Here is a 20,793-nt window from a genome sequence, read left to right as displayed (position 1 = left end):
GACATCGACCACAAGGGCAGGGAACACGTGATGCAACGTGAAGGGGAACGCCTGAACGCCTATCTCCGGACGAGATCGGCGGGGGCGGACACGACGAGTCTCATCGAACTGAGCCGGCCGGACTCCTCCGGCCAGGTGCTCCTGTTCGCCCACCCGGTGGGCGGCAGTCTGCTGGCCTACCAGCCGCTGGTCAGACGGCTCGGCGACCATCGGTGCTTCGGCCTCGAAGCCTCCGCGAGGACACCCGGCGACGGCGGCCCCGCCGCGTCGATGCAGGAACTGGCCCGGCGCTACGTCGAGAGCTTCGCCGGCCGGGGACCCGAGGTCGACGTGGTGTGCGGCTGGTCCTTCGGCGGCGCCCTCGCCTGGGAGATCGCCTGCCTGCTCGCCGCCCGCGGGCGCCGTCCCAGGGTGGTGCTCCTGGACTCGACGTGGTCGGGCGGCGTCTACCCGCGCTGGACACCCGGCGACGCGGTACGGGCCTTCGTGGACGACGTGTCCAGACTGAGCGGACACGACGGCGAGAGCGCGCCGGACACCCGGGCGGAGGCCGCCGCCGCACTCGACATGGACCTGGAGACGTTCACCGAGCGCTTCGAGATCTTCGAGCACAACCGACGGCTCATCTGCGAGTGGGAGCCCACACCGGGAGACCTCGACGTCGTCTCCGTGCGCGCCGTGGACTCCGCCAAGTGCGACTGGCGCACGGTGACTTCGGGCAGCGTGCGCTTTGAGGACCTGCCCGGCGACCACTACGGCCTGCTCCGGGACGACGGCAACCTCGCCGCGATCGAACGGGCCGTCCGGGACGAACCCCCGGCCGCGGCGGCAGCCGTCCCGCACCCGGACGACCCGGCGGCCGAGGCCGACGAGACCGCTCTGCACGCGTCGCTGAAGCAGCTCGTGGACACGCCCCACTGGCGCGACCTCGTGATCAGGGCCCGGCGGATGGACCCCGACGCCATCACCGAGGCGTACCGGGAACTGGGCCGGCGCGGACTGCTCACCCCGGACTGGCCGAGCGAGTACGGCGGCGCCGGAACACCCACACGCCGCGCCATCGAACTCTTCGAGGGCTTCTCCTCGACCGGCCTGCCGGACCTGGTGTACGCGCTCACCGTGCAGATCGTGGGCAACTTCGTCCTGAAGTCCGGCTCCGAACGGCTCAGGCGCGAACTGCTCCCGCGCATCGCCCGCGGCGAGGAGTTCGCCACCGTCCTCTACAGCGAGCCACGCGCCGGGAGCGACCTCGCGGCGCTGCGGACCAGGGCGGAACGCCGGGGCGAGAGCTATGTCCTCAACGGCGTCAAGGTGTTCAGCATCTACAGCGACATCGCGGGTTCGGCGCTGGTGGCCGCGCGCACCGGACAGGACGGGCACAAGTACGACGGCATCACCCTCTTCGTCATCGACCTGGCGGCCGACGGCGTGAGCGTGGAACTCGTCGAGACGGTGCAACGCGAACGGATGTGCCGCGTACGCCTCCACGACGTCGAGGTCGAGAGCTGGCGCCGGGTGGGCGAGGAGGACCGCGGCTGGGCCCTGCTCGACGGCGCCCTGGCCATCGAACGCACCGGCATCGACCATGTCGTCAGGGCGGCCCGCTGGCTGAAGGCGCTGTACGCCACGACCGCCCCCTCCGAGCGGCTGCGACGGCTGGAGGGCCAGGTCGAGTGCGCCACGACCCTGGCACGCGCGGCCACCGAGGTCTTCCTGCGCGCCGACGTCAGGGCCACCGACACCGCCGTCGCCAAGCTGTACACCAGCGAGACCTGCCAGCAGGTCGGGCACGAGGTGCTGCGCCGCTGGAGCACCCTCGCCACCGCGCCCGGCGCGGACGACCTGGTCCACGAGGAACTCTTCTCGGCGCTGACCGAGTCACCCGGACTCACCCTGTCCGCGGGCACGTCGGAGATGATGCTGTCCACCCTCTCGGCGGATCTCAAGGAGGAGTGCTCCCGGCGCTGCCTGGAGATCCTGCACCGCTTCGGCGGCGACCTCGTCGACACCGTCGTGGAGGTCCTCGAACCCGAGGGCGCCCGCATCAAGGCCCAGCCCCTGTTCGCCCACTCGGACGAGCGGCGCGAGGCACTGGCGAAGACCCTCACCGACCTCGGCTTCGACCTGGTCGAACGCCCCGAGGACGAGGGCGGCCTCGGGCTCGGACTCACTGCCGGCTGCGGCATCAGCCTCGCCATGGGCTACCTCGGGTACGAGAACGCCTACACCCCGCACCACTTCGCGGGCGACGGCGGCACCCAGGCCCCGCACGGCCCGTGCGCACAGCGCGCGTGCAGGCTGCGCCACGCGGCCTACGTCCTGGGCCTCGGCATCGGCCTCTTCCGCACCGCGTGGGAACACGCCGTCACCCGGGAGCAGTTCGGCCGCCGCCTGGTCGACCACGACTCCCTGATGTTCCCGCTGATCCGCGGCTACGCCGAGCTGACCGCCCTGGGCGCGCGGCTCCACGAACTCGCCGAGCACGCGCGGGACGCGGACGAGGACACCGTACGGCGCTTCGAACTGGTGGAGCAGGACGTCCTGGTGCGCGTCGTGCGCGGCGCCATGCAGGTGCTGGGCGCCCAGGGCATCACTGAGTGGTCGGTCGCCTCGCGCTTCTACATGAAGTGCGCGCAGAACATGGGACTCCTGGACCACGAGGGCATGGTGGCGGACGGATGACCCGGGCGGCACAGCCGCCGCGAGCGGGCCGCCGGCGAGCCCGGCCCCGGCCGGAACGCACGAGCAGTGTCCGCGTCACCTCACCCCCCATGCGAAGGCGGTCTTCCGATGCGAGTCTCCCTCAAAGGCCCCGAGCCCTCGGACACGGCGTCGCCGGACGTCTACGAGGAAGCGCAGTACGCCGAACGGGACATGCACGCGGTCTGGCAGGAACTGCGCGACAGCGGCGGCCTGCACCGCCAGTGGACCCCCGACGGACAGGAGTTCTACGCGGCGACGCGCTACGCCGACGTCCGCGAGGTCCTGGGCGATCCCGGGACGTACTCCTCGGCGTACAGCACCATGCTCACCGTACGGGGGGACGGGGACGTCGCGGCGGGCGCGGCGATCCACCTCACCGACCCGCCCCTGCACTCCGAGATCAAACGCGCCTTCACCCCGCTGATGACCGTGCCGGCCGCACAGCGCCTCGAACAGGGCATCACGGACCGCATGTCCGAGCTGTTCGAGACCGTGCGCGGCCGGGAGTCGTTCGACTTCTGCGAGGCGATGGTCACCCTGCCCATGACGATCACCGGGCAGCTGATGGGCATCCCGCAGCAGGAGTGGACCGTCACCGGCCGGGCGACGGTGCGCGCCATGGGGGGAGCGGACCCGGCCGGGTCGGAGTACCAGCGCCGGTTCGAGCTCTTCGAGGCGCACACGACGATCATGACCGTCCTCGGCGAGGTGCTGGAGGCGAACCCCTCCGGGGACACGGTGAGCGGACGGTGCCCGGTCACCGCCCAGGTCGTCGGCGACGAGGCCAGGGACGTCGCCCTGCTGAACGCGTACGCGTTCCTCATGGGCGCCAACCCCACCGTGCCCCAGACGATCAACCAGACGCTGATCCTCCTGGCGAGCGACGGCGATCTGTGGTCGTGGTTCACCCGCCAGGAGCGCACCGACCAGAGGTTCGTCGACGAGGCACTGCGCTGGGCGAGCCCCGTCAACCACGTCCTGCGGCGCACCACCGCCGACACCGTGCTCGCCGGCACCGAGATGCCGGCCGGTTCGCTGGTCTCCGCCTGGATCGCCTCGGCCGACCGCGACGAGGCGGTGTTCGAGGAGCCGTACGCCTTCCTGCCGGACCGCTCCCCGAACCAGCACCTGGCCTTCGGAGTCGGAGTGCACCGCTGCATCGGGCAGCACGTCGCCGCCCTCGGCATGCGGATATTCTTCGATCTCTGGCGGAAGAATGTCCGTTCCGTGTCGCTCGGCGGAGATCCCGGACATCTCATCTCGAACTTCTTGAACGGCGTAGTGTGTCTGCCGCTGACAGTGACCTGGAAATGACCGGGAATGACCGGCCGGGTCGACTGAGAAACCGCGGAAGGCAGAACTGATGAGTGAATTCGTCACCACTGTTGTCGGACCGGACGACTGGCCCGCCGTCAGCGAGTTCTTCGAACCGAAAGGACTCGTGGAGAACTGCTGGTGCACGTACTTCCGGATGACATCGAAGGAGCGCTCCGGCTGCGGCACGGCGGCACGCCGGGACCGGCTTCGCGACCTGGTCACGTCCGGCGAGCGGGTGGGCGTCCTCGGCTCGGTCGACGGCGTCCCGGTCGGCTGGCTCGGGGCCGGTCCCCGGGCGGCCTTCCCGCGGCTGCGCGGATCCCGGGCGGCGAAGCTGGTCGAGGGTGACGACCCCGAGCGCATCTGGTCCATCGTGTGCCTCTACCTGGCCCGTGAGCACCGCCACCGGGGACTGGTGAAGGTGCTCGTCGACCGGGCGGTCCAGTGGGCACGGGACGAGAAGGCGGAATTCATCGAGGCATTCCCCGAGGACGACCGCGATCCCGGGGCCGCATTCGACCGCCACAGCTTCCACGGCCGGGTGAGCACCTTCGAATCCTGCGGATTCACCGTCGTCGAACCCCGCCTACAGCGCAGAGCCTTGGTACGGAAGGATCTCCGTTGACAGTTCACAAGATGCTCGTGCTGGAGCCGTTCCTGAACAACCAGGCGGCGACCACACCCGACAATCTCGCCGACGGACGGCTGAACATCTGGCGGAACTCGCTCCCGGCGCGGAGCGAGCCGCTGGAGGCCGTCGTGGACGGTGTGCCGCTGCGCAGCGCACCGCTCGACGGGCGGGGCCCGGACAACGTGCTGTGCTCGGGACAGCGGATAGCGGTCCCCGAGCGGCGCTGGGACTGGCTCTATGTCATCGGCTGCGGCGAGCGGCGGGTCAGAGACGTCCTCACCTGGCACTTCACCAACGGCTCGGTGGACCGCGACCACTTGGCGCTCTCCGACCTGTGGGAGGGCCGGTCCGGCTACGGCGAGGAGCTCGCGCTGCGCACCGACGTCATCCACTACCCGTACCACGTGCAGGAACGCATAGGTATCACACTCTGGTGCCAACGTGTGCCGATCACCTCCCGGCAGCCGCTCGGTGCCATGTCACTGCCCAAGAACCCGGCCGTGCACCTCTTCGCCATGACGCTGGTCGGCCGGCGGGCGGACGGCCGGCCGGCGGACGAAGGGGACCAGTCGTGAACGCGAGCGGTACGACCGGGACGGCACTGCGCGCTCCGCGGTGGGACGGCACCACCGGCACCTACCCCCAGTGGTACGAGGATCCGCTGAGCTGTCTACAGACCACCCTCGGCAGCATCCTGCTGGAGCACGGTCTGCGGCCGGTCGAAGTGCTCGGCCGGGCCTGCGAGTTCGCGTTCGCGCCCGACGACGTCATGTGCGAGGAGTTCTACCGTCCCGCGCAGAGCAGCCGCGGTGTGGCGGCCGACCTGTGCCCCTACCACGACGTGGAGTCGGCCTGGACGTCCGGGAAGGACGCCGACGACCTGATCGGCCTCATCGAGGAGCACGCCGCCGTCATCGTCGCGGTGGACAACTACCATCTGCCCTTCCGCCCCGCCTACCACGATGTGCACGCGGCCCACCTCGTCGTGGTGCCCGCCTGGCGGCGCACCGGCGGCGGACAGCTGGAGTTCTATGTCTCCGACGCCCAACCACCGGGATTCCAGGGGTGGCTGGCCGCCGAACACCTGGTGGAGAGCTGGACGTCCGGCAACCCCACCGACACCCAGGACGTGTTCTTCTCCAGCCGGGAGATCGGCGGCCGGGTGCTGACGGTGAAGGTGCGGCCGGAACCGGGACCGCTCACCGACGACCAGGTCGTACGGGCGCTCAGGGGCAACCTCGACCGGTGGGACACCGGCACGGCAGGCCCCGCCGACCGCGTCTGGACCGGCCGCAGCGGGCTGCGCCGGTTCGTCGAGCGGCTGGACGAGCACAGCGCCGACCCGGCCCGGCTGCGGCCCGCGTACACCTTCGGCTGGGCGATGCAGGCGCAGGCGTACCTGCACGGGCGGTTCGCCCAGGAGTGCGCGCTCCGTACGCGCCCCGGCCATCTGGCCGAGGTCGCGGCCTCGGCGGACCGGGTCGTCTCCGCCTGGTCGAACGTGCGGCTGCTGAGCGCGCACGCGGCGCACACCCCCGGGGCACCGGAACTGATCCGGCGGCGGGGCGAAGAGCTGTCGCACGCCTACGAACAACTGGCCGTCGACTGGCGGCTCGCCCTGTCGACGGAACGGACGGACGCCTCATGAACGGCGCAGCCGCGGACACCCTGGCGCTCACCGGGGGCGAGCCCGTACTGGGTACGCTCGCGCCGGTGGACTGGCCGAGGACGACGGACGCCGACCGCGCGGCGGTGCTCTCGGTCCTGGACTCGAATGTCTTCGTCTCCGACCGCACCGGCGGCCCGACCGCCGTCGAGCGGCTGGAGAGAGCCTGGGCGGACTACTTAGGCGTACGGCGCTGCGTCGGCGTCAGCAACGGCACCACCGCCATCGAACTCGCCCTCCTGGCACACGGGGTGGGCCCCGGCGACGAGGTCGTCGTCCCCGCGCTGACCTTCGTCGCCACGGCGATGGCCGTGGTGCACGTCGGGGCGACACCCCGCTACGCCGACGTCGACCCGGTCACCTTCACCATGTCACCGCGGAGCCTGGCCGCGCAGATCACCGGGCGGACCAAGGCCGTCGTCCCGGTGCACCTGCACGGCCTGAGCGCCGACATGGAGGCGATCGGCGACATCGCGCGCCGCCACGGCTGCGTGGTGATCGAGGACGCCGCCCAGGCCCAGGGCGCCCGGTACCGGGACACCCTGTGCGGCGCCTCGGGCAACACCGCCACCTTCAGCCTCCAGATGACGAAGAACCTCCCCACCTGCGGGGAAGGCGGACTCGTCGTCACCGACGACGACGGCGTGGCCGACCGGATCGTCCAGTTGCGCCAGTTCGGCGAGACCATCCGCGCGGACCGCCCCCGGCGGTACGTGAGCCACCGGCTCGGCTTCAACGCGAAGCTGAGCAACGTCCAGGCGGCCTACACCGCCAGCCAGTTGGAGCGGTTCGAGGAGTACCACGCGGCCCGCAGGTCCAATGTCGCCGCCTTCCTGGCGCGGCTGGAGCACCTGGACGGCCTGCTGTGCCCGGCGGAGCCCGAAGGCCACGAGCACGCGTGGCACATCCTGCGGTTCGTCGTCGACCTCGGCCGGCTCCTGCCCGGCGTGGACACCGCGACGGCGCGGAACCTGCTGATCCGGGCCCTGCGCGCCGAGGGCCTGCCGGCGACCAGGTACCAGATGATGCCGGTCCCCGAGCAGCCCGCGCTGCGGTCCATATGCCCCCAGGAGCCGGGCTCGTGGCCGGTCACCCAGGACGTCGTCGACCGCAGCTTCACCCTCCAGCAGCGCCATCTGCCGCCCGACGCCGGGCCGTTGCTCCAGGACTTCGCCGATGTCCTGGAGAAGGTCTGGTCGCATCTGAAGGTCCTGGCGGAACTCGCGGAAGGTGCGGACCGCTGACCAGATCCGTGCACGAGCCGGCGGCCCGCGAACAGCTCGCGGCCCGCGCCCACCGCGTCCGGGAGCACATCGTGGAGATGTGCTCCGGCCCCGAGGGCGGCCACCTGGGCGGATCGATGTCCTGCGTGGAGATCCTGGTGGCGCTGTTCTTCCACACGATGAACGTCGACCCCGCCGATCCCGGACGGGCCGAGCGGGACATGTTCGTCCTGAGCAAGGGGCACGCGGCGATGGCCCTCTACGCCGTACTCGCCGAGCGCGGCTTCATCGCACCGGAGGAGATCGGCACCTTCTGCCGCCCCGGCGGCAGGCTGGCCACCCACGGCAACGCCGCCGTCCCCGGCGTCGAGTTCGCCACCGGCTCCCTCGGCCACGGCCTCGCCCTCGCCAACGGCACCGCCTGGGCGCAGCGTCGGCGCGGCGGGACACCCGCCCGCACCTATGTGCTGCTCGGCGACGGCGAGTTGCAGGAAGGATCCGTGTGGGAGGCGGCCCAGGTGAGCCGCGCCCTGAACGCCGGGAACCTCGTCGCGGTGATCGACGTCAACGGCTTCCAGCAGACCGGGGCCGTCGGCGAGGTGAGCCCCGGCGCGCCCGTGGCCGACCGGTGGAACGGCTTCGGCTGGCACACCGTCGAGGTGGACGGGCACGACCCGGCGGCCCTCTGCGCGGCCTTCGACGAGGCGGCGCAGACGGACGGGCCGACCGCGGTGGTCTGCCGCACGGTCAAGGCACAGGGCACCGGTGTCCTCGCGGGCCGGGCCGTCTCCCACTTCGTGCGGCTCGACACCGCGAAACGCGCACGCGTCCTGGCCGGACTGCGCCAAACGGCCCCGCCCGGCGGCACGAAGGGAGCGCCCGGCCATGCCTGAGGTCACAGCGGAGCGGGCGAGCACCCGCGCCGCCTTCGCGGACGCCCTGCCGGAACTCGCGGTACGGCACGGCGTACTCGTCGTCGACACCGACACCGGCAGCGTCAAACCGACAGCTGAGATGGATTACCTCAACGTCGGCATAGCGGAGAACGCCGCCATCGGGCTCGCCGCCGGTGCCGAGCACTGCGGACGGCGGGCGCTGGTCTGCACGTTCGGCGCCTTCGCCGTCAGCCGGGCGTTCGAGTTCATCAAGCTCGACATCGCCTATCCGCGGCGCCGGGTGTGCATCGTCGGCACCCACGGCGGCGCCAGCGGAGGCTGGCTGGGGCCGACCCACCACGCCACCGAGGACCTGGCCCTGATGAGCGCGCTGCCCCACATGCGCGTCGTCGTCCCGGCCGACGCGCACCAGACGGCGCCGCTGCTGGAGCAGTGCCTGCGTCACGACGGCCCGACCTACCTGCGCCTCGGCCGCAAGGCGTCGCCGCTGTTCGCGGGCGTGCCCGCACCGGAACTGGGCGTACCCCAGGTGGTCCGGCCCGGCCGCGACATCGCCCTGGTCGCGACGGGACCCGAGATGCTCTCCACGGCCCTGGACGTCGCCCATGCCCTGGCCGACGAGGGACACAGCGCCCAGGTGGTCAACGCCCACACCGTCGACCAGGAGGCCGCCGCCGCGACCGGACGGGCCCTCGCCGGACAGTGCCGTCTGCTGGTCACGCTGGAGGAGGCGTGGACCTCCGGCGGAATGGGCGCGCAGCTCGCCGCGGCGGTCGGAGCCCGCGGCATCCCGTGGCTCCCGATCGGCGTCACCGGCTTCCTCCCGCCCGGCACCCACGCGTCCCTGCTGGAGGCCGGCGGGCTCACCGCCGACTCCGTCCTCCGCCAGGTGCTGAAGTCCGTCACCGGCCCGCGGTGACCGAGAGCCGACCGAGAGCCGACGGAGAACTCACCGAGAACCCACCGAGAACCGTCCGAGAACCGTTCGAGAAGGGACAGACGAGATGGACACGCAGTGCGTCAGCTGCGCCGGCCCGTTGCAGATACCGGCGGACAGCTATCAGGGGGAGATCGTGAGCTGCCCGGGGTGCGCGGCGGAACTGGAGATCCAGTCGACGGCCCCGCTGGCCCTGGCGATCGCGCCCGAGCCCGAAGAGGACTGGGGTGAGTGACCGCCCGGGGAGACGGCCGCGGCCGGTCGGGATCCTCCTGTCCACCGTCCGCTACGAGGAGCGCCGCCTCCTGGACGAACTGGAGCGCCGCGGCATCCCCGCGGTCCGGCTCGACCCCCGCACCCTGTCCTTCGCACCGCGGGACGCCGAGCGGCTCGGGGGCATGCGGGTCCTCAACCGGGAGATCTCCAGCCAGCGCGCGGCGCTCACGGCCGAGTCACTGGAAGCGTTCGGCGCGTATCCGGTGAACGGCGCGACCGCGAGCCGGGTGTGCGGCAACAAGTGGTCCACCTACGTACGGCTGAGGCAGCTCGGCATCCCCACCCCGACGACGCTGCTGGCGCCGTCCCCGGAAGCCGGGAGGGAGGCGATCGAGACGGTCGGCTACCCGGCCGTGGTCAAGCCCCTCAGCTCGTCGTGGGGCAACCGGGTCAGCCTGATCACCGACCGGTACGCGGCCGACGCCGTGCTCGAACACTGCGCCGCGCTGCCCTCGGCCGTCACGCGGACGGTGATCGTGCAGGAAGCGGTGAGACCCGGCGCGCCGGACATCCGGGGCATCGTGGTCGACGGTGTCTGCGTGGGCGTCATCGTCCGGGCGGGCGGCGACTGGCGCAACAACGTCGCCCGGGGAGCGACGGTGGAGCAGCACCCGCCGGACGAGGAGATCCAGCGGCTGTGCGTCCGGGCGGCTGCCGCCGTGGACGCCCGGATCGCCGGGGTGGACCTGGTCGAGGGCGCGGACGGGCACCACCTGGTGCTGGAGGTGAACTCCCGCGTGGAGTTCCAGGGGTTCGAACGGGCGACGGGTGTCGATGTCGCCGCGCGGATCGTGGAGGCATGTGTGTCCGAGCCGACCGATGTGAAGGTGCCCGTATGAAGCGCGTCGCGGTGGTGGGCGGCAGGGGATTCGTGGGCGGCGAGCTGCTGCGCCTGCTCGTCCACCATCCCGGGGTCGAGGTCACCGCCGTGACCTCGGACACCCACGCAGGCAAGGCGGTCGAGAGCGCGCACCCGCCGCTGCGCGGCAGCGGACTGCGCTACAGCAGGTGCGCGGACCTGGAACCGGCCGACCTCGTCTTCCTCGCCGGGGTGCACGGCTCCACGGCGAAGATCCTCGACGAGACGACCGCGCTCGCACCGAAGATCGTGGACCTGACCGCCGACTTCCGGATCGAGGACGGCGCCCTGATGGAGCGCTACTACGGCTGGCGGCGCGAGGGGGAGCACGCCAGGGCCTTCGTGCGCGGCCTGCCCGAACTCCACCGCAAGCAGATCACCGACGCGCACCGGGTCGCGGTCCCCGGCTGCATGGCCACCAGCGCGATCCTGAGCCTCGCGCCGCTCGCGGCCCGCGGCCTCCTCCAGGAGGTGCAGATCGACGCGCGCACCGGCAGCAGCGGCTCCGGCGCCTCCAGCGGCCCGGCCAACTCGCACGCGCTGCGCAGCGGTGTGCTGCGGGTGTTCGCGCCGTTCGACCACCGGCACGAGGCGGAGGTCGTCGAGGCGCTCGGTGTCGGGGCCTCCATGACGGTCACCGCGACACCGCAGGTGCGCGGCGTGCAGACGGTGACCAAGGTGGCCGTCGGCGAGGTGAGCGAACGCGAACTGCTCGCCATGTACCGCGAGGACTACGCCGCCGAGCCGTTCGTCCGCCTGGTGAACAGTCCGCGCGGCACCTACCGCTACCCGGACCCCAAGGTCCTGCTCGGCTCGAACCACTGCGATGTCGGGATCGTCGCGGACCACCGCGGCAGGGCGCTCGTGATGGGCGCCCTGGACAACCTCATGAAGGGAGCCGCGGGCGGCGCGGTCCAGTGCATGAATCTCATGCTCGGTCTTCCGGAGACGTGCGGTCTGACGTTTCCCGGCCTGCATCCGGTGTGAACATGATGAGACTCGTGGTGAAGTGGGGCGGCAGCCTCCAGGACGACAGCGCGCGGATCGCCGACGACATCGCCGCCCTGAGCGGCGGCCACCGCGTGACCGTGGTGCACGGCGGCTCCCGGGACATCGACGACACCCTCGGCGAACTCGGGCTGCCGCGACGCACCTTGCGCTCGCCGGACGGGATGGTCACGCGCTACACGGACGAGCGGACGCTCGGCGCGCTCATGATGGCGATGCGCGGCCGCACCCAGGCGCGGATCGTCTCGGAACTGGCCGCCCGCGGTGTGACGGCCGTGGGCCTGTCGGGAATGGACGGAGGACTGGTGCGCACCGTACGCAAGGCGGCCGTGCGCGCGGTCTTCGACGGCTCTGTGCGCGTGGTGCGCGACAACTTCGCCGGCCGGATCACCGGCGTGGACACCGCCGTCCTGGACGCGGTGCACACCTGCGGCATGGTCCCCGTCGTGTGCCCCCCGGGCATGACCGCCGACGGGCAGGCGACCAACGTCGACGCGGACCGGATGGCCTGCGCGATCGCGGCGGCCTGGCAGGCGGACCGGCTGCTCCTGTTCACCGACGCGCCGGGCGTCCTCGCCGACCCCGCCGACCCCTCGTCCGTCATCGCCGCACTGAGCCGCGACGAGGCGGGACGACTGGTGCCGGAGCTGACGGGCGGCATGCGGATGAAGGTCGCCGCCGCGGTGGAGGCCCTGGAGAACGGCGCACAGGCGGTTCAGGTGTGTGACGGACGGGTGGACTCGCCCGTCGCGAAAGCTCTACGAGGGAGCGGAACCCTCATCGGGAAGGGTCTTGGCACGCCGTGACGATCGAACATCTCAGCACCCAGAAAAGCGAGTTGACCGACGACGAAGCCGTCGCACTGCTCGCCGAGGCAGTGGCGACACCGTCCGTCTCCGGCGACGAGCGGCGCCTGGCCGAGCGGCTGCGGCACATCGCGGCCGGACACGGCGCGCGGAGCCACATCGACGAGGCGGGCAACGTGCACGCCCTGGTCGGCCGCGGACCGCGCACGGTCATGCTCCTCAGCCACCTGGACACCGTGCCGGGCGCCGTCCCCTTCGAACACACCGGGACCCTCGTCCGCGGCCGCGGCGCCGTGGACGCCAAGGGCCCGCTGGCGGCCATGCTGGTCGCCGCGCTCGGCAGCCGCGACCTCGGCATCCGCGTCCACTGGGTGGGCGTCGTCGAGGAGGAGACCCTGTGGTCCCGGGGCGCCGAACACGTCCGCGCGACCGTGCCGGTGCCCGACGCCGTCATCGTGGGGGAACCCAGCGGCGCGTCGGCGGTGACCATCGGCTACAAGGGGATGGCCGAGTTCGAGGTGCGGTGCGAGGTCCCGCGCACCCACACCGCGACCCCCGGGCCGAAGGCCGGCGAGATCCTGGTACGGGCGCTCGGCCGGCTCCTCGACACCTACGGGACCCGGGGCAACGCGAACTTCGGCGACGTCGGCCTGGTCGTCAGGGACGGCCGCCTCGAACCGTTCTCCGGTGCGTGCTCCCTCGTGTTCCGCACACCCCCGGGCCTCTCGCCCGAGGAGCTGCTGCGGCAGGTCTCGGCGACCCTCGGCGAGGGGATCGACGTCGTCCCGGTGTACGACGTCCCCGCCGTCATGGTGCCGCGCGGTTCGGCGTGCGTACGCGCGCTGACCCGCGCCATCCGCCTCGAAGGGCTGCGGCCCGTCCACAAGCTCAAGACGGGCACCAGTGACATGAACACGCTCAGCAGGAGCTGGCAGGTGCCGATGGCGACCTACGGTCCCGGGGACTGCCACCAGGACCACACCGACACCGAGCACATCCTGGTCCAGGAGTACCTGGACGGCGTACGGATCCTCCGCACGGCCCTGCGCGAACTGGACAACTCCCTCCGAGAGGCGGCCTCATGACGGAGCGGCAGCCGGACCTCCTGGCGCTGTGGTGCGTACCGCGCTCGCGGTCGACCGCGTTCGAGCGCGCGATGTACGAGCGCGGCGACTTCCTGGTGATACATGAGCCGTTCTCGCGCGTGTGCGACTTCGGCACCGCCGAGGTCGCCGGGCGCACCTGCACCGGCCAGGAGCAGGTGATGGCCGCGCTCGTCGACGCGGCGGCCGACCGGCCCGTCTTCTTCAAGGACACCACCGACTTCCCCCTCGACCGGCTCGCCGCCGGCCCGGCCTTCCTGAAGCGGTGCCGGCACGCCGCGATGGTCCGCGACCCCGGCGACACGGTCCGCTCACACCTGAGGATGCAGTCCGACGCCACCTCCGCGGCGATGGGCTTCGGACATCTGTGGGACATCGTCTCGACCGTGACGTCCTCGGGGCTGCCCATGCACCTGGTCGACGGCGACCGGGTGGCCGGTGACCCGGAGGCGGAGATGCGGCGGTACTGCGTGGCCATGGACATCGCGTTCCTGCCCGAGTCGCTCGCCTTCCGCAAGGAGCCGCCGCCCAGTTGGCGGGCGACCGGGCGCTGGCACGCCGGCGCCAGCGAGTCCAGCGCGCTCGGAGCCGCCCCGGCCGGGAAGGGACCCCTGCCGGACGAACTGGAGCGGACCGCCGCCGCCTTCGAACGCGACCAGTTGCCGTACTACGAGCTGATCACGGCGGCCCTGGGCAAGGACGGCGACCGAAAGCCCGAAGTCCCTTGAGGAGCAAGCGAGTTCGACTGGCACAACCACCGTCCGTGGCAGGGCTCAGGACACTAGATTGACGCTGCCGCACGGCGCGTGGGACACGAGCAACAGGTACCGGCAAGGACGACAGAGGAGCGGACATGACATTGGGCCGTAGCTTCACCAAGCTGTGGTGGTCGCAGGGCCTATCGAACCTCAGCGACGGGCTGGTGCTGGCCGCCGTACCCCTCCTCGCCGTGACGATGACCCGCGACCCCCTGCTCATCTCCGGCATGACGGTGGCCCAGTTCCTGCCGTGGCTGCTGTTCACGCTGCCGTCCGGAGCACTCGCCGACCGCATCGACCGACGCCTCATCATGGTCTGGGGCAATGTGATCCGCGCCGTCGGATTCGGCCTGCTGGTCCTGACCCTCGTGGCCGACCTGCGCCACATCACCATCCTCTATCTGGCCGTGTTCCTCGCCGGCACGGCCGAGACACTGGTCGACAACGCGGCCCTGACCGTCCCGCCGCGCCTGGTCAAACGGAGCGATCTCGAACGGGCCAACGGCCGTCTGTTCGCCACCCAGTCGGCCATCAACAACTTCGTCGGGCCCACCGCGGGCGCCGCCCTGTTCGCGATCTCGGCGATCCTCGTCTTCACCTCCAGCGCGGGACTCTTCGCCCTCGCCGCACTGGCCGCGTTCACCCTGCCGCGGATGCTGCCGACCGCGAGCGACACCAGCGGCGCCAAGCACACCCCGGGCGAGGTCGTGCGCAGCATCAAGGAGGGCTGGTCCTACTTCTGGAACCACCGGCTGCTGCGTCGCGTCGCGTTCATCTCCGGCTCGATCAACCTGTTCTCGTCCGCCACCGGCGGCCTGCTCGTCCTCCTGGCCACCGGCCCCCTGGGCGTCTCCGACTCCTGGTACGGCATCTTCATCGCCGTACCGGCGGTCGGAGCCGTCATCGGCTCGCTGATCGCCGCACGCGTGGTCCCGGCCATCGGCGGGGGACCGGTCACCTGGCTCGCCGCGCTCGTGCCCGCCGCCAGCTATGTGGTGCTCGGCCTCAGCGGGAACGTCTTCCTCGTCGAGGTCTTCATGTTCTTCGCCGCGATCGCCACGGCGCTGAACCAGATCGTGGTCAGCACGCTCCGCCAGGCGGCCGTACCCGACGAACTCCTCGGCCGCGCCACCGCCGGATACCGCCTGATCGTGCTCGGCGCGGTGCCCGTCGGGGCCTTCCTCGGCGGCGGACTGGGACGCTGGCTGGGACCCCGGAGCACCTTCGTGGTGTGCGGCATCGGACTGGCGCTCGCCGCGCTCGTCTTCGCCTCACGCGTCACGACCCGGGCGCTGCGCGAAGCCGAGCAGACCGTCCACCCCACCGCCGCCGAACCCATCGCCTGACCACGACACCGCACCGGATCCGGAAAGAGCGCACCAGATGAGCCTGACCCTGTCCCACACCACGATCGACGCCCGCGACCCCTACGCGCAGGCCCGGTGGTGGTGCGAAATGGCCGAGTTCTCCCCGCAGGAGGGGGTGCGGCCGGGCTCGGACGAGTGCTACGTGATCACCGAACACGGCTACACGGTGCTCTTCATCCTCGTGCCCGACGCGAAGACGGTGAAGAACCGCGTGCACTTCTGCATGCGGCCCAAGGACCGCTCGCAGGACGAGGAGGTGGCCCGCGCCCTCTCCCTGGGAGCGAGCCTGGTCACCGACTTCCGGGAGAGCGGCGGCTGGGTGGTCATGGCCGACCCGGAGGGCAACGAGTTCTGCATCCTGACCGCTTCGCGGCACACCGACGCACCCACGGAATCGTGAGCCGAGCCGACCAGACGAGAACAGGAGATCCCGTGACCGAGAACCGCGACGCCGTGTGCAAGGCCGAGTACGAGCCACCCGCGGACGAACTGGAGGAGGTGCTCGCCGCCGTCATCGCGGAGGTGCTGGACGTCGACCGGGTCGGCCGGCGCGACAGCTTCTACGACCTCGGCGGCGCGTCCCTGTCGGCCATCCGGATCTGCGCCCGCGTCGAACGCCGCCTCGGCATCCGCGTCGACCCCGCATGGCTGCTCGAACACGATGAACTGGCCGACTTCGCCGAGCAGATCCGGCTCGGTGCGGCGTGAACGAGCCGACGAACACACCGCCGCCGCGCACCGTGCACGCCGCGGTCATGGAGCACGCCGCCACGGCACCCCGCGACCTCGCCCTGGTGCACGGCGACGAACGCATCGACTACCGCACCCTCACCGACGCGGCGGCGGCACTGGCCGGGCAGCTCACCGCATGGGGCGTACGGCCCGGCGACATCGTGCCGCTGCTGGTACCGCGCGGCGCCCAACTGGTCGCCCTCCAGCTCGGCGTGCTGATGAGCGGCGCCGCCTACGCCACCCTCGACCCGCGCTGGCCCGCCCCCCGCATCGAGTCGATCCTCCGCCAGCTCGACCGCCCGGTCGTCGTCGGCCGTCCCGGCGGCGAACCCCTCGGCGTCACCCGTGCCCTCGACCCGGTCCCCCTCACCGCGCTCGCCGGGTCCGCGCGGGCGGACCGGTTCGAGCCGGTGCACGCCGCCCTGGACGATCCCGCCATGGTGTTCTTCACCTCCGGCAGCACAGGTGTCCCCAAGGGGGTGCTCATACCCCACCGGGCGGTCACCCGGATGTTCGGACCGGGCGGCCTGGACGGCTTCGGGCCCGGACACCTCACCCCGCAGGTCGCGCCCGCCGCCTGGGACATGTACGCCTTCGAGCTGTGGGGCCAGCTCACCACCGGCGGCGCCGTGGTCGTCGTCGACGAGAACCACCTCATGCCCAGCCGGCTGCGCTCCCTCGTCACCGACGAGGGGATCGACACGGTCTGGCTCACGACCTCGCTGTTCAACCTGGTCGTCGACGAGGACCTGGACGCCTTCGAGGGACTGAAGACGCTCTACGTCGGGGGCGAGAAGCAGTCTCCCCGCCATGTCGAGATGTTCCTGCGGCGCTTCCCCGGGCTGCCCCTCTGGAACGGCTTCGGACCGGCCGAGAACTGCATGCTCACCACGGTCCACCGGATGGGACCCGACGACAGGAACGCCCCCGCGGGCATCCCGGCGGGTGTGCCGGTGCCCGGCACCACGGTGATCCTGCTGCGCGAGGACGGCTCACCGGCACCGCGCGGCGAACGCGGCGAGATCGTCGCACTCGGCCCCGGGGTGGCCCTGGGCTACCTCAACGACGACATCCTCACCCGCGAGAAGTTCCCGGAACTGGACATGGCGGGCGAGCGGCGCCGCGCCTACCGCACCGGAGACATGGGCGTCTTCGACGACCACGGCGTCCTGCACTTCCACGGCCGCCGGGACCGGCAGATCAAACTGAGCGGCAACCGGATCGAACTCGGCGACATCGAGGCCGCCGCGTCCACCGTCCCGCAGATCCGCACCTGCGCCGCCGTGGCGCGCACGGACGAGGGCGGCACCGTCGCACACATCGCGCTGGTCTACACCCTCGTCGAGGGCGTCGAGCTGACCCCGCGGGAGCTGCGCGCGGCCCTCGGCGCGCTGCTTCCCGCCTACGCCGTCCCCGGCAGGTTCGAGCAACTGGACGACCTGCCCCGCAGGGAGAACGGCAAGGTCGACCTGCCCGCTCTGGAGAGGCGCCGGGTGTGATGCGCGCCTTCCCGCAGACCTTCGAGCAAGAGGCGCTCTGGATCGCCGAACAGTTCATGCCGGACCCCTCGCCGTTCCTGGAGACATGGGCGCAGTACCTCGCCGGACCGCTCGACGTACCGGCCCTGGAACGCGCCCTGGCCGCGCTGGTGGGACGGCACGCCGCGTTACGCACCCGGTTCGAGCTGGACGACACCGGCGCGGTACAGCGCATCGACCCGGCCGGCACCGTCCCCCTGGAACGGCTCCCATGGCCCGGCGGAGACCTGCACGACACCCTGCGCCGGGCCGGCCGGCGCCCCCTCGACCTGACCGTGTCTCCGGCCAGGCTGACGCTGTACGACTACGCGCCCGACGAACACGTGCTGCTCCTCCAGATCCATCACATCGCCGTCGACGACGCCTCCCTGGCACTGCTCGACCACGAGCTGTCCGCCCTGTACACCGAGGAGACCGGCGGTGAACCGGCGAAGCTCACCCCGCCCGCCCTGACACTCGGCGAGCACGCCGTCCGGGCGCGGGCGGCCGGGATCGCACCGCAGGACCTCGCCTTCTGGGCCGGCTACCTGGACGGGGCACCGCCGCTCACCCACCTGCCGCCCCGGATCCGCCCGGCGGCCGCCCGGCGCGGCCCCGACTGCGACTGCGTGCGCGCCACCGTCCCCGCCGGACTGGGCAGGGCCGTCCGCGCGGCGGCCCGCACGCTGCGCACCACGCCCCACGTGCTGATGAGCGCCTGCACGGCCGTCACCGCGGCGGCGGTGAACGGCGAGGACATCGTCATCGGCATCCCGGTGTCCCGGCGCGGCGAACCGGACCTCGACGACGTCTTCGGCTGTCTGACCGACCTGCTGCCGGTACGGTTCCAGGTCCCCGCGCGGGCCACGTTCGCCGAGGTGTGCGCCGCCGCGAAACGCAGCTCGCTGGACGTGCTGCGGCACCGCCAGGTGCCCTACGCCATGCTCGGCGGCGGTGTCACCCGCACCCGGGGAGTGCTGTCCGGCGAGCACCTGGGCCGTATCTGCCTCGTCCTCGACGAGATCCCGAGCCGGCTGACGCTGCCGGGACTGCGCTGCGAGCGGGTGTACGTGGCGGGCGCCTCCGCGAAGTTCGACTGGCTCCAGTACGTCGTCGCCGACGGCGAGGGCTGGAACGTACGGGCGGACTACGCCACGGACTACTTCACCGCCGACGAAGCGGTCGACATGCTCCAGCAGTGGCTGACCGCCCTGTCGACGGCCGCCGACGACCCTCACGTACCGGTGCGCACCCTGTTCGACAGGCTGGCCGAGATCGGATGACGTCCAGAAGGAGAGCGACATGCCGGTGAGAACTGAGCCGCGATCCGGTCCGGAGCGGCGCGCCTGCGAGTGCGGTGCGACGGTGTGGCTGACGGGCCTGCCCAGCGCGGGCAAGACGACGATCGCCCGCGCCGTGGCCGGACACCTCCGCGGCGCAGGACGCAGGGTGGAGGTGCTCGACGGTGACGAACTGCGCGAGACCCTCTCCTCGGGCCTGAGCTTCACCCGCGCGGACCGGCACACCAACGTGCAGCGCATCGGCCTGGTCGCCGAAGTGCTCGCCCGCAACGGCGTCCTGGTGCTGGTGCCGGCCATCGCGCCCTACGCCGACAGCAGGCAGGCGGTGCGACGACGACATCAGGCGTCCCACACCCCCTACCTGGAAGTACATGTCGCCACACCGTCGAGCACCTGCTCCCGGCGCGACGTGAAGGGCCTGTACGCCCGGCAGGCCGCGGGCGAGCTGTCCGGACTCACCGGTGTCGACGACCCGTACGAGGCCCCGGAAGCCCCTGATCTGCGCATACCCGCACATGTGCAGTCCGTCGCCGAATCGGCGTCGGCTCTGCTGAACCTGCTGGGGGAAAGGCGTCTGATATGAGTTCCCGTCACACCGACCTGGACACCGGCCCTCTCTACGCCCTCTCGCATCTGGATGCGCTGGAGTCGGAGGCGGTGCACATCTTCCGTGAGGTGGCGGGGGAGTTCGAGAATCCGGTGCTCCTGTTCTCCGGGGGCAAGGACTCGATCCTGATGCTGCGTCTGGCGTTGAAGGCGTTCGCGCCGGCGCCGGTGCCGTTCGCGTTGCTGCATGTGGACACCGGGCACAACTTCCCCGAGGTGCTGGCCTACCGGGACCGCACGGTGGAGCGGTACGGGCTGCGGCTGCATGTGGCGTCGGTGCAGGAGTACATCGACCGGGGGGTGCTGCGTGAGCGGGCGGACGGGACGCGCAATCCGTTGCAGACGCTGCCGCTGACGGAGAGGATCCGCACGGAGCGGTTCGACGCGGTGTTCGGCGGGGGGCGCCGCGACGAGGAGAAGGCGCGGGCCAAGGAGCGGGTGTTCTCGCTGCGCGACGAGTTCTCCCAGTGGGACCCGCGCCGCCAGCGCCCCGAGCTGTGGAACCTCTACAACGGACGCCACGCACCCGGCGAGCACGTGCGGGTGTTCCCGCTGTCGAACTGGACCGAGCTGGACGTGTGGCAGTACATCGCCCGCGAGGACATCGACCTGCCCGCCATCTACTACGCCCATGAACGCGAGGTGTTCCGGCGCGACGGCATGTGGCTGACCCCGGGCGCCTGGGGCGGCCCCCGCGAGGGCGAACAGGTGGAGAAGCGGCAGGTCCGCTACCGCACCGTCGGCGACATGTCCTGCACCGGCGCCGTCGACTCCGACGCCGCCACCATCGAGAAGGTCATCACCGAGATCGCCGCCTCCCGCCTCACCGAACGCGGCGCCACCCGCGCCGACGACAAACTCTCCGAAGCCGCGATGGAAGACCGCAAACGCGAGGGGTACTTCTAGAGATGACCACCGTGACACCCGAACACCTCGCGGCCACCACCCTGCTGCGCTTCGCCACCGCCGGATCCGTCGACGACGGCAAGTCCACCCTCGTCGGCCGCCTCCTGCACGACTCCAAGTCCGTCCTGAGCGACCAGCTCGAAGCCGTCGAACGCGCCTCCGCCGGCCGCGGCCAGGACGG

General features: G+C 71.6%; 21 protein-coding genes. All 21 read left to right on the top strand.

Annotated features, from left to right (window positions below; all coding sequences use genetic code 11):
* Positions 1 to 30: 30 nt before the first annotated feature.
* The 21 genes from B086_RS42110 (at position 31) to cysD (ending at position 20,612) form a co-directional block, all read left to right on the top strand.
* Entirely contained in the window at positions 31 to 2,682 is a 2,652-nt protein-coding gene (locus B086_RS42110) for an acyl-CoA dehydrogenase family protein (RefSeq protein WP_018569687.1), read from the top strand.
* 108 nt (positions 2,683 to 2,790) lie between these two features.
* Entirely contained in the window at positions 2,791 to 4,017 is a 1,227-nt protein-coding gene (locus B086_RS0127695; RefSeq protein WP_018569686.1) for a cytochrome P450, read from the top strand.
* Positions 4,018 to 4,066: 49 nt separating this feature from the next.
* Positions 4,067 to 4,645, top strand: coding sequence for a GNAT family N-acetyltransferase (locus B086_RS42105; RefSeq protein WP_018569685.1), 579 nt, complete (start codon positions 4,067 to 4,069; stop codon positions 4,643 to 4,645).
* Positions 4,642 to 5,226, top strand: coding sequence for a hypothetical protein (locus B086_RS44765; protein ID WP_158679243.1), 585 nt, complete (start codon positions 4,642 to 4,644; stop codon positions 5,224 to 5,226). The genes B086_RS42105 and B086_RS44765 overlap by 4 nt, the downstream gene beginning before the upstream one ends.
* Complete coding sequence (locus tag B086_RS44760) at positions 5,223 to 6,299, top strand: BtrH N-terminal domain-containing protein (RefSeq protein ID WP_018569683.1); 1,077 nt, start codon at positions 5,223 to 5,225, stop codon at positions 6,297 to 6,299. Before B086_RS44765 ends, B086_RS44760 begins: the two co-directional genes overlap by 4 nt.
* The gene (locus B086_RS45700) at positions 6,296 to 7,561 is read left to right on the top strand and encodes a DegT/DnrJ/EryC1/StrS family aminotransferase (RefSeq protein ID WP_018569682.1); all 1,266 of its coding nucleotides are present in this window, start codon (positions 6,296 to 6,298) and stop codon (positions 7,559 to 7,561) included. Before B086_RS44760 ends, B086_RS45700 begins: the two co-directional genes overlap by 4 nt.
* Before the next feature lie 8 nt (positions 7,562 to 7,569).
* Positions 7,570 to 8,433, top strand: coding sequence for a transketolase (locus B086_RS0127670; RefSeq protein ID WP_018569681.1), 864 nt, complete (start codon positions 7,570 to 7,572; stop codon positions 8,431 to 8,433).
* Positions 8,426 to 9,355 (top strand): transketolase family protein, encoded by a 930-nt coding sequence (locus B086_RS0127665; RefSeq protein WP_018569680.1) that lies wholly within the window; start codon positions 8,426 to 8,428, stop codon positions 9,353 to 9,355. The genes B086_RS0127670 and B086_RS0127665 overlap by 8 nt, the downstream gene beginning before the upstream one ends.
* Before the next feature lie 85 nt (positions 9,356 to 9,440).
* Positions 9,441 to 9,608 (top strand): hypothetical protein, encoded by a 168-nt coding sequence (locus tag B086_RS0127660; protein ID WP_018569679.1) that lies wholly within the window; start codon positions 9,441 to 9,443, stop codon positions 9,606 to 9,608.
* Complete coding sequence (locus B086_RS0127655) at positions 9,601 to 10,488, top strand: ATP-grasp domain-containing protein (RefSeq protein ID WP_018569678.1); 888 nt, start codon at positions 9,601 to 9,603, stop codon at positions 10,486 to 10,488. The genes B086_RS0127660 and B086_RS0127655 overlap by 8 nt, the downstream gene beginning before the upstream one ends.
* Entirely contained in the window at positions 10,485 to 11,495 is a 1,011-nt protein-coding gene (argC, locus tag B086_RS0127650) for an N-acetyl-gamma-glutamyl-phosphate reductase (RefSeq protein WP_018569677.1), read from the top strand. Before B086_RS0127655 ends, argC begins: the two co-directional genes overlap by 4 nt.
* 2 nt (positions 11,496 to 11,497) lie before the next feature.
* Entirely contained in the window at positions 11,498 to 12,322 is an 825-nt protein-coding gene (locus tag B086_RS0127645; protein WP_051115934.1) for a [LysW]-aminoadipate kinase, read from the top strand.
* Complete coding sequence (locus B086_RS40985) at positions 12,319 to 13,407, top strand: M20/M25/M40 family metallo-hydrolase (RefSeq protein WP_018569675.1); 1,089 nt, start codon at positions 12,319 to 12,321, stop codon at positions 13,405 to 13,407. The genes B086_RS0127645 and B086_RS40985 overlap by 4 nt, the downstream gene beginning before the upstream one ends.
* Positions 13,404 to 14,153: a sulfotransferase family protein gene (locus B086_RS40980; protein ID WP_018569674.1), complete on the top strand. Its 750-nt coding sequence runs from the start codon at positions 13,404 to 13,406 to the stop codon at positions 14,151 to 14,153. Before B086_RS40985 ends, B086_RS40980 begins: the two co-directional genes overlap by 4 nt.
* A 125-nt stretch (positions 14,154 to 14,278) precedes the next feature.
* Positions 14,279 to 15,529 carry an MFS transporter gene (locus B086_RS0127630; protein ID WP_026252829.1) on the top strand — a complete coding sequence of 417 codons (1,251 nt, stop codon included), beginning with the start codon at positions 14,279 to 14,281 and terminating at the stop codon, positions 15,527 to 15,529.
* A gap of 37 nt (positions 15,530 to 15,566) precedes the next feature.
* A complete protein-coding gene (locus B086_RS0127625) occupies positions 15,567 to 15,950 on the top strand; it encodes a VOC family protein (protein WP_018569672.1) in 384 nt (127 codons plus the stop codon).
* A 32-nt stretch (positions 15,951 to 15,982) separates the two neighbouring features.
* Entirely contained in the window at positions 15,983 to 16,258 is a 276-nt protein-coding gene (locus tag B086_RS0127620; RefSeq protein ID WP_018569671.1) for a phosphopantetheine-binding protein, read from the top strand.
* Complete coding sequence (locus tag B086_RS40975) at positions 16,255 to 17,781, top strand: amino acid adenylation domain-containing protein (protein ID WP_018569670.1); 1,527 nt, start codon at positions 16,255 to 16,257, stop codon at positions 17,779 to 17,781. Before B086_RS0127620 ends, B086_RS40975 begins: the two co-directional genes overlap by 4 nt.
* Positions 17,781 to 19,082, top strand: a complete 1,302-nt coding sequence (locus tag B086_RS0127610) for a condensation domain-containing protein (protein ID WP_018569669.1) — start codon at positions 17,781 to 17,783, stop codon at positions 19,080 to 19,082. The genes B086_RS40975 and B086_RS0127610 overlap by 1 nt, the downstream gene beginning before the upstream one ends.
* A gap of 19 nt (positions 19,083 to 19,101) precedes the next feature.
* Positions 19,102 to 19,683 (top strand): adenylyl-sulfate kinase, encoded by a 582-nt coding sequence (cysC, locus tag B086_RS0127605; protein ID WP_051115933.1) that lies wholly within the window; start codon positions 19,102 to 19,104, stop codon positions 19,681 to 19,683.
* On the top strand, positions 19,680 to 20,612 hold the full coding sequence (gene cysD / locus B086_RS0127600; protein ID WP_018569667.1) for a sulfate adenylyltransferase subunit CysD: 933 nt from the start codon (positions 19,680 to 19,682) through the stop codon (positions 20,610 to 20,612). Before cysC ends, cysD begins: the two co-directional genes overlap by 4 nt.
* Positions 20,613 to 20,793: the final 181 nt, after the last annotated feature.

This window comes from Streptomyces sp. PsTaAH-124, from assembly GCF_000373685.1.
Classification (GTDB): Bacteria; Actinomycetota; Actinomycetes; order Streptomycetales; family Streptomycetaceae; genus Streptomyces; species Streptomyces andamanensis.
This window is presented reverse-complemented; position numbering and strand designations above follow the sequence as displayed.

What these genes read in the sequence shown, in the direction of transcription:
- B086_RS42110 (WP_018569687.1), top strand. Translation starts at nt 31, where the DNA reads ATGCAACGTGAAGGGGAACGCCTGAACGCCTATCTCCGGACGAGATCG.
- B086_RS0127695 (WP_018569686.1), top strand. Translation starts at nt 2,791, where the DNA reads ATGCGAGTCTCCCTCAAAGGCCCCGAGCCCTCGGACACGGCGTCGCCG.
- B086_RS42105 (WP_018569685.1), top strand. Translation starts at nt 4,067, where the DNA reads ATGAGTGAATTCGTCACCACTGTTGTCGGACCGGACGACTGGCCCGCC.
- B086_RS45700 (WP_018569682.1), top strand. Translation starts at nt 6,296, where the DNA reads ATGAACGGCGCAGCCGCGGACACCCTGGCGCTCACCGGGGGCGAGCCC.
- B086_RS0127665 (WP_018569680.1), top strand. Translation starts at nt 8,426, where the DNA reads ATGCCTGAGGTCACAGCGGAGCGGGCGAGCACCCGCGCCGCCTTCGCG.
- B086_RS0127660 (WP_018569679.1), top strand. Translation starts at nt 9,441, where the DNA reads ATGGACACGCAGTGCGTCAGCTGCGCCGGCCCGTTGCAGATACCGGCG.
- argC (WP_018569677.1), top strand. Translation starts at nt 10,485, where the DNA reads ATGAAGCGCGTCGCGGTGGTGGGCGGCAGGGGATTCGTGGGCGGCGAG.
- B086_RS0127645 (WP_051115934.1), top strand. Translation starts at nt 11,498, where the DNA reads ATGATGAGACTCGTGGTGAAGTGGGGCGGCAGCCTCCAGGACGACAGC.
- B086_RS40980 (WP_018569674.1), top strand. Translation starts at nt 13,404, where the DNA reads ATGACGGAGCGGCAGCCGGACCTCCTGGCGCTGTGGTGCGTACCGCGC.
- B086_RS0127630 (WP_026252829.1), top strand. Translation starts at nt 14,279, where the DNA reads ATGACATTGGGCCGTAGCTTCACCAAGCTGTGGTGGTCGCAGGGCCTA.
- B086_RS0127625 (WP_018569672.1), top strand. Translation starts at nt 15,567, where the DNA reads ATGAGCCTGACCCTGTCCCACACCACGATCGACGCCCGCGACCCCTAC.
- B086_RS0127610 (WP_018569669.1), top strand. Translation starts at nt 17,781, where the DNA reads ATGCGCGCCTTCCCGCAGACCTTCGAGCAAGAGGCGCTCTGGATCGCC.
- cysC (WP_051115933.1), top strand. Translation starts at nt 19,102, where the DNA reads ATGCCGGTGAGAACTGAGCCGCGATCCGGTCCGGAGCGGCGCGCCTGC.
- cysD (WP_018569667.1), top strand. Translation starts at nt 19,680, where the DNA reads ATGAGTTCCCGTCACACCGACCTGGACACCGGCCCTCTCTACGCCCTC.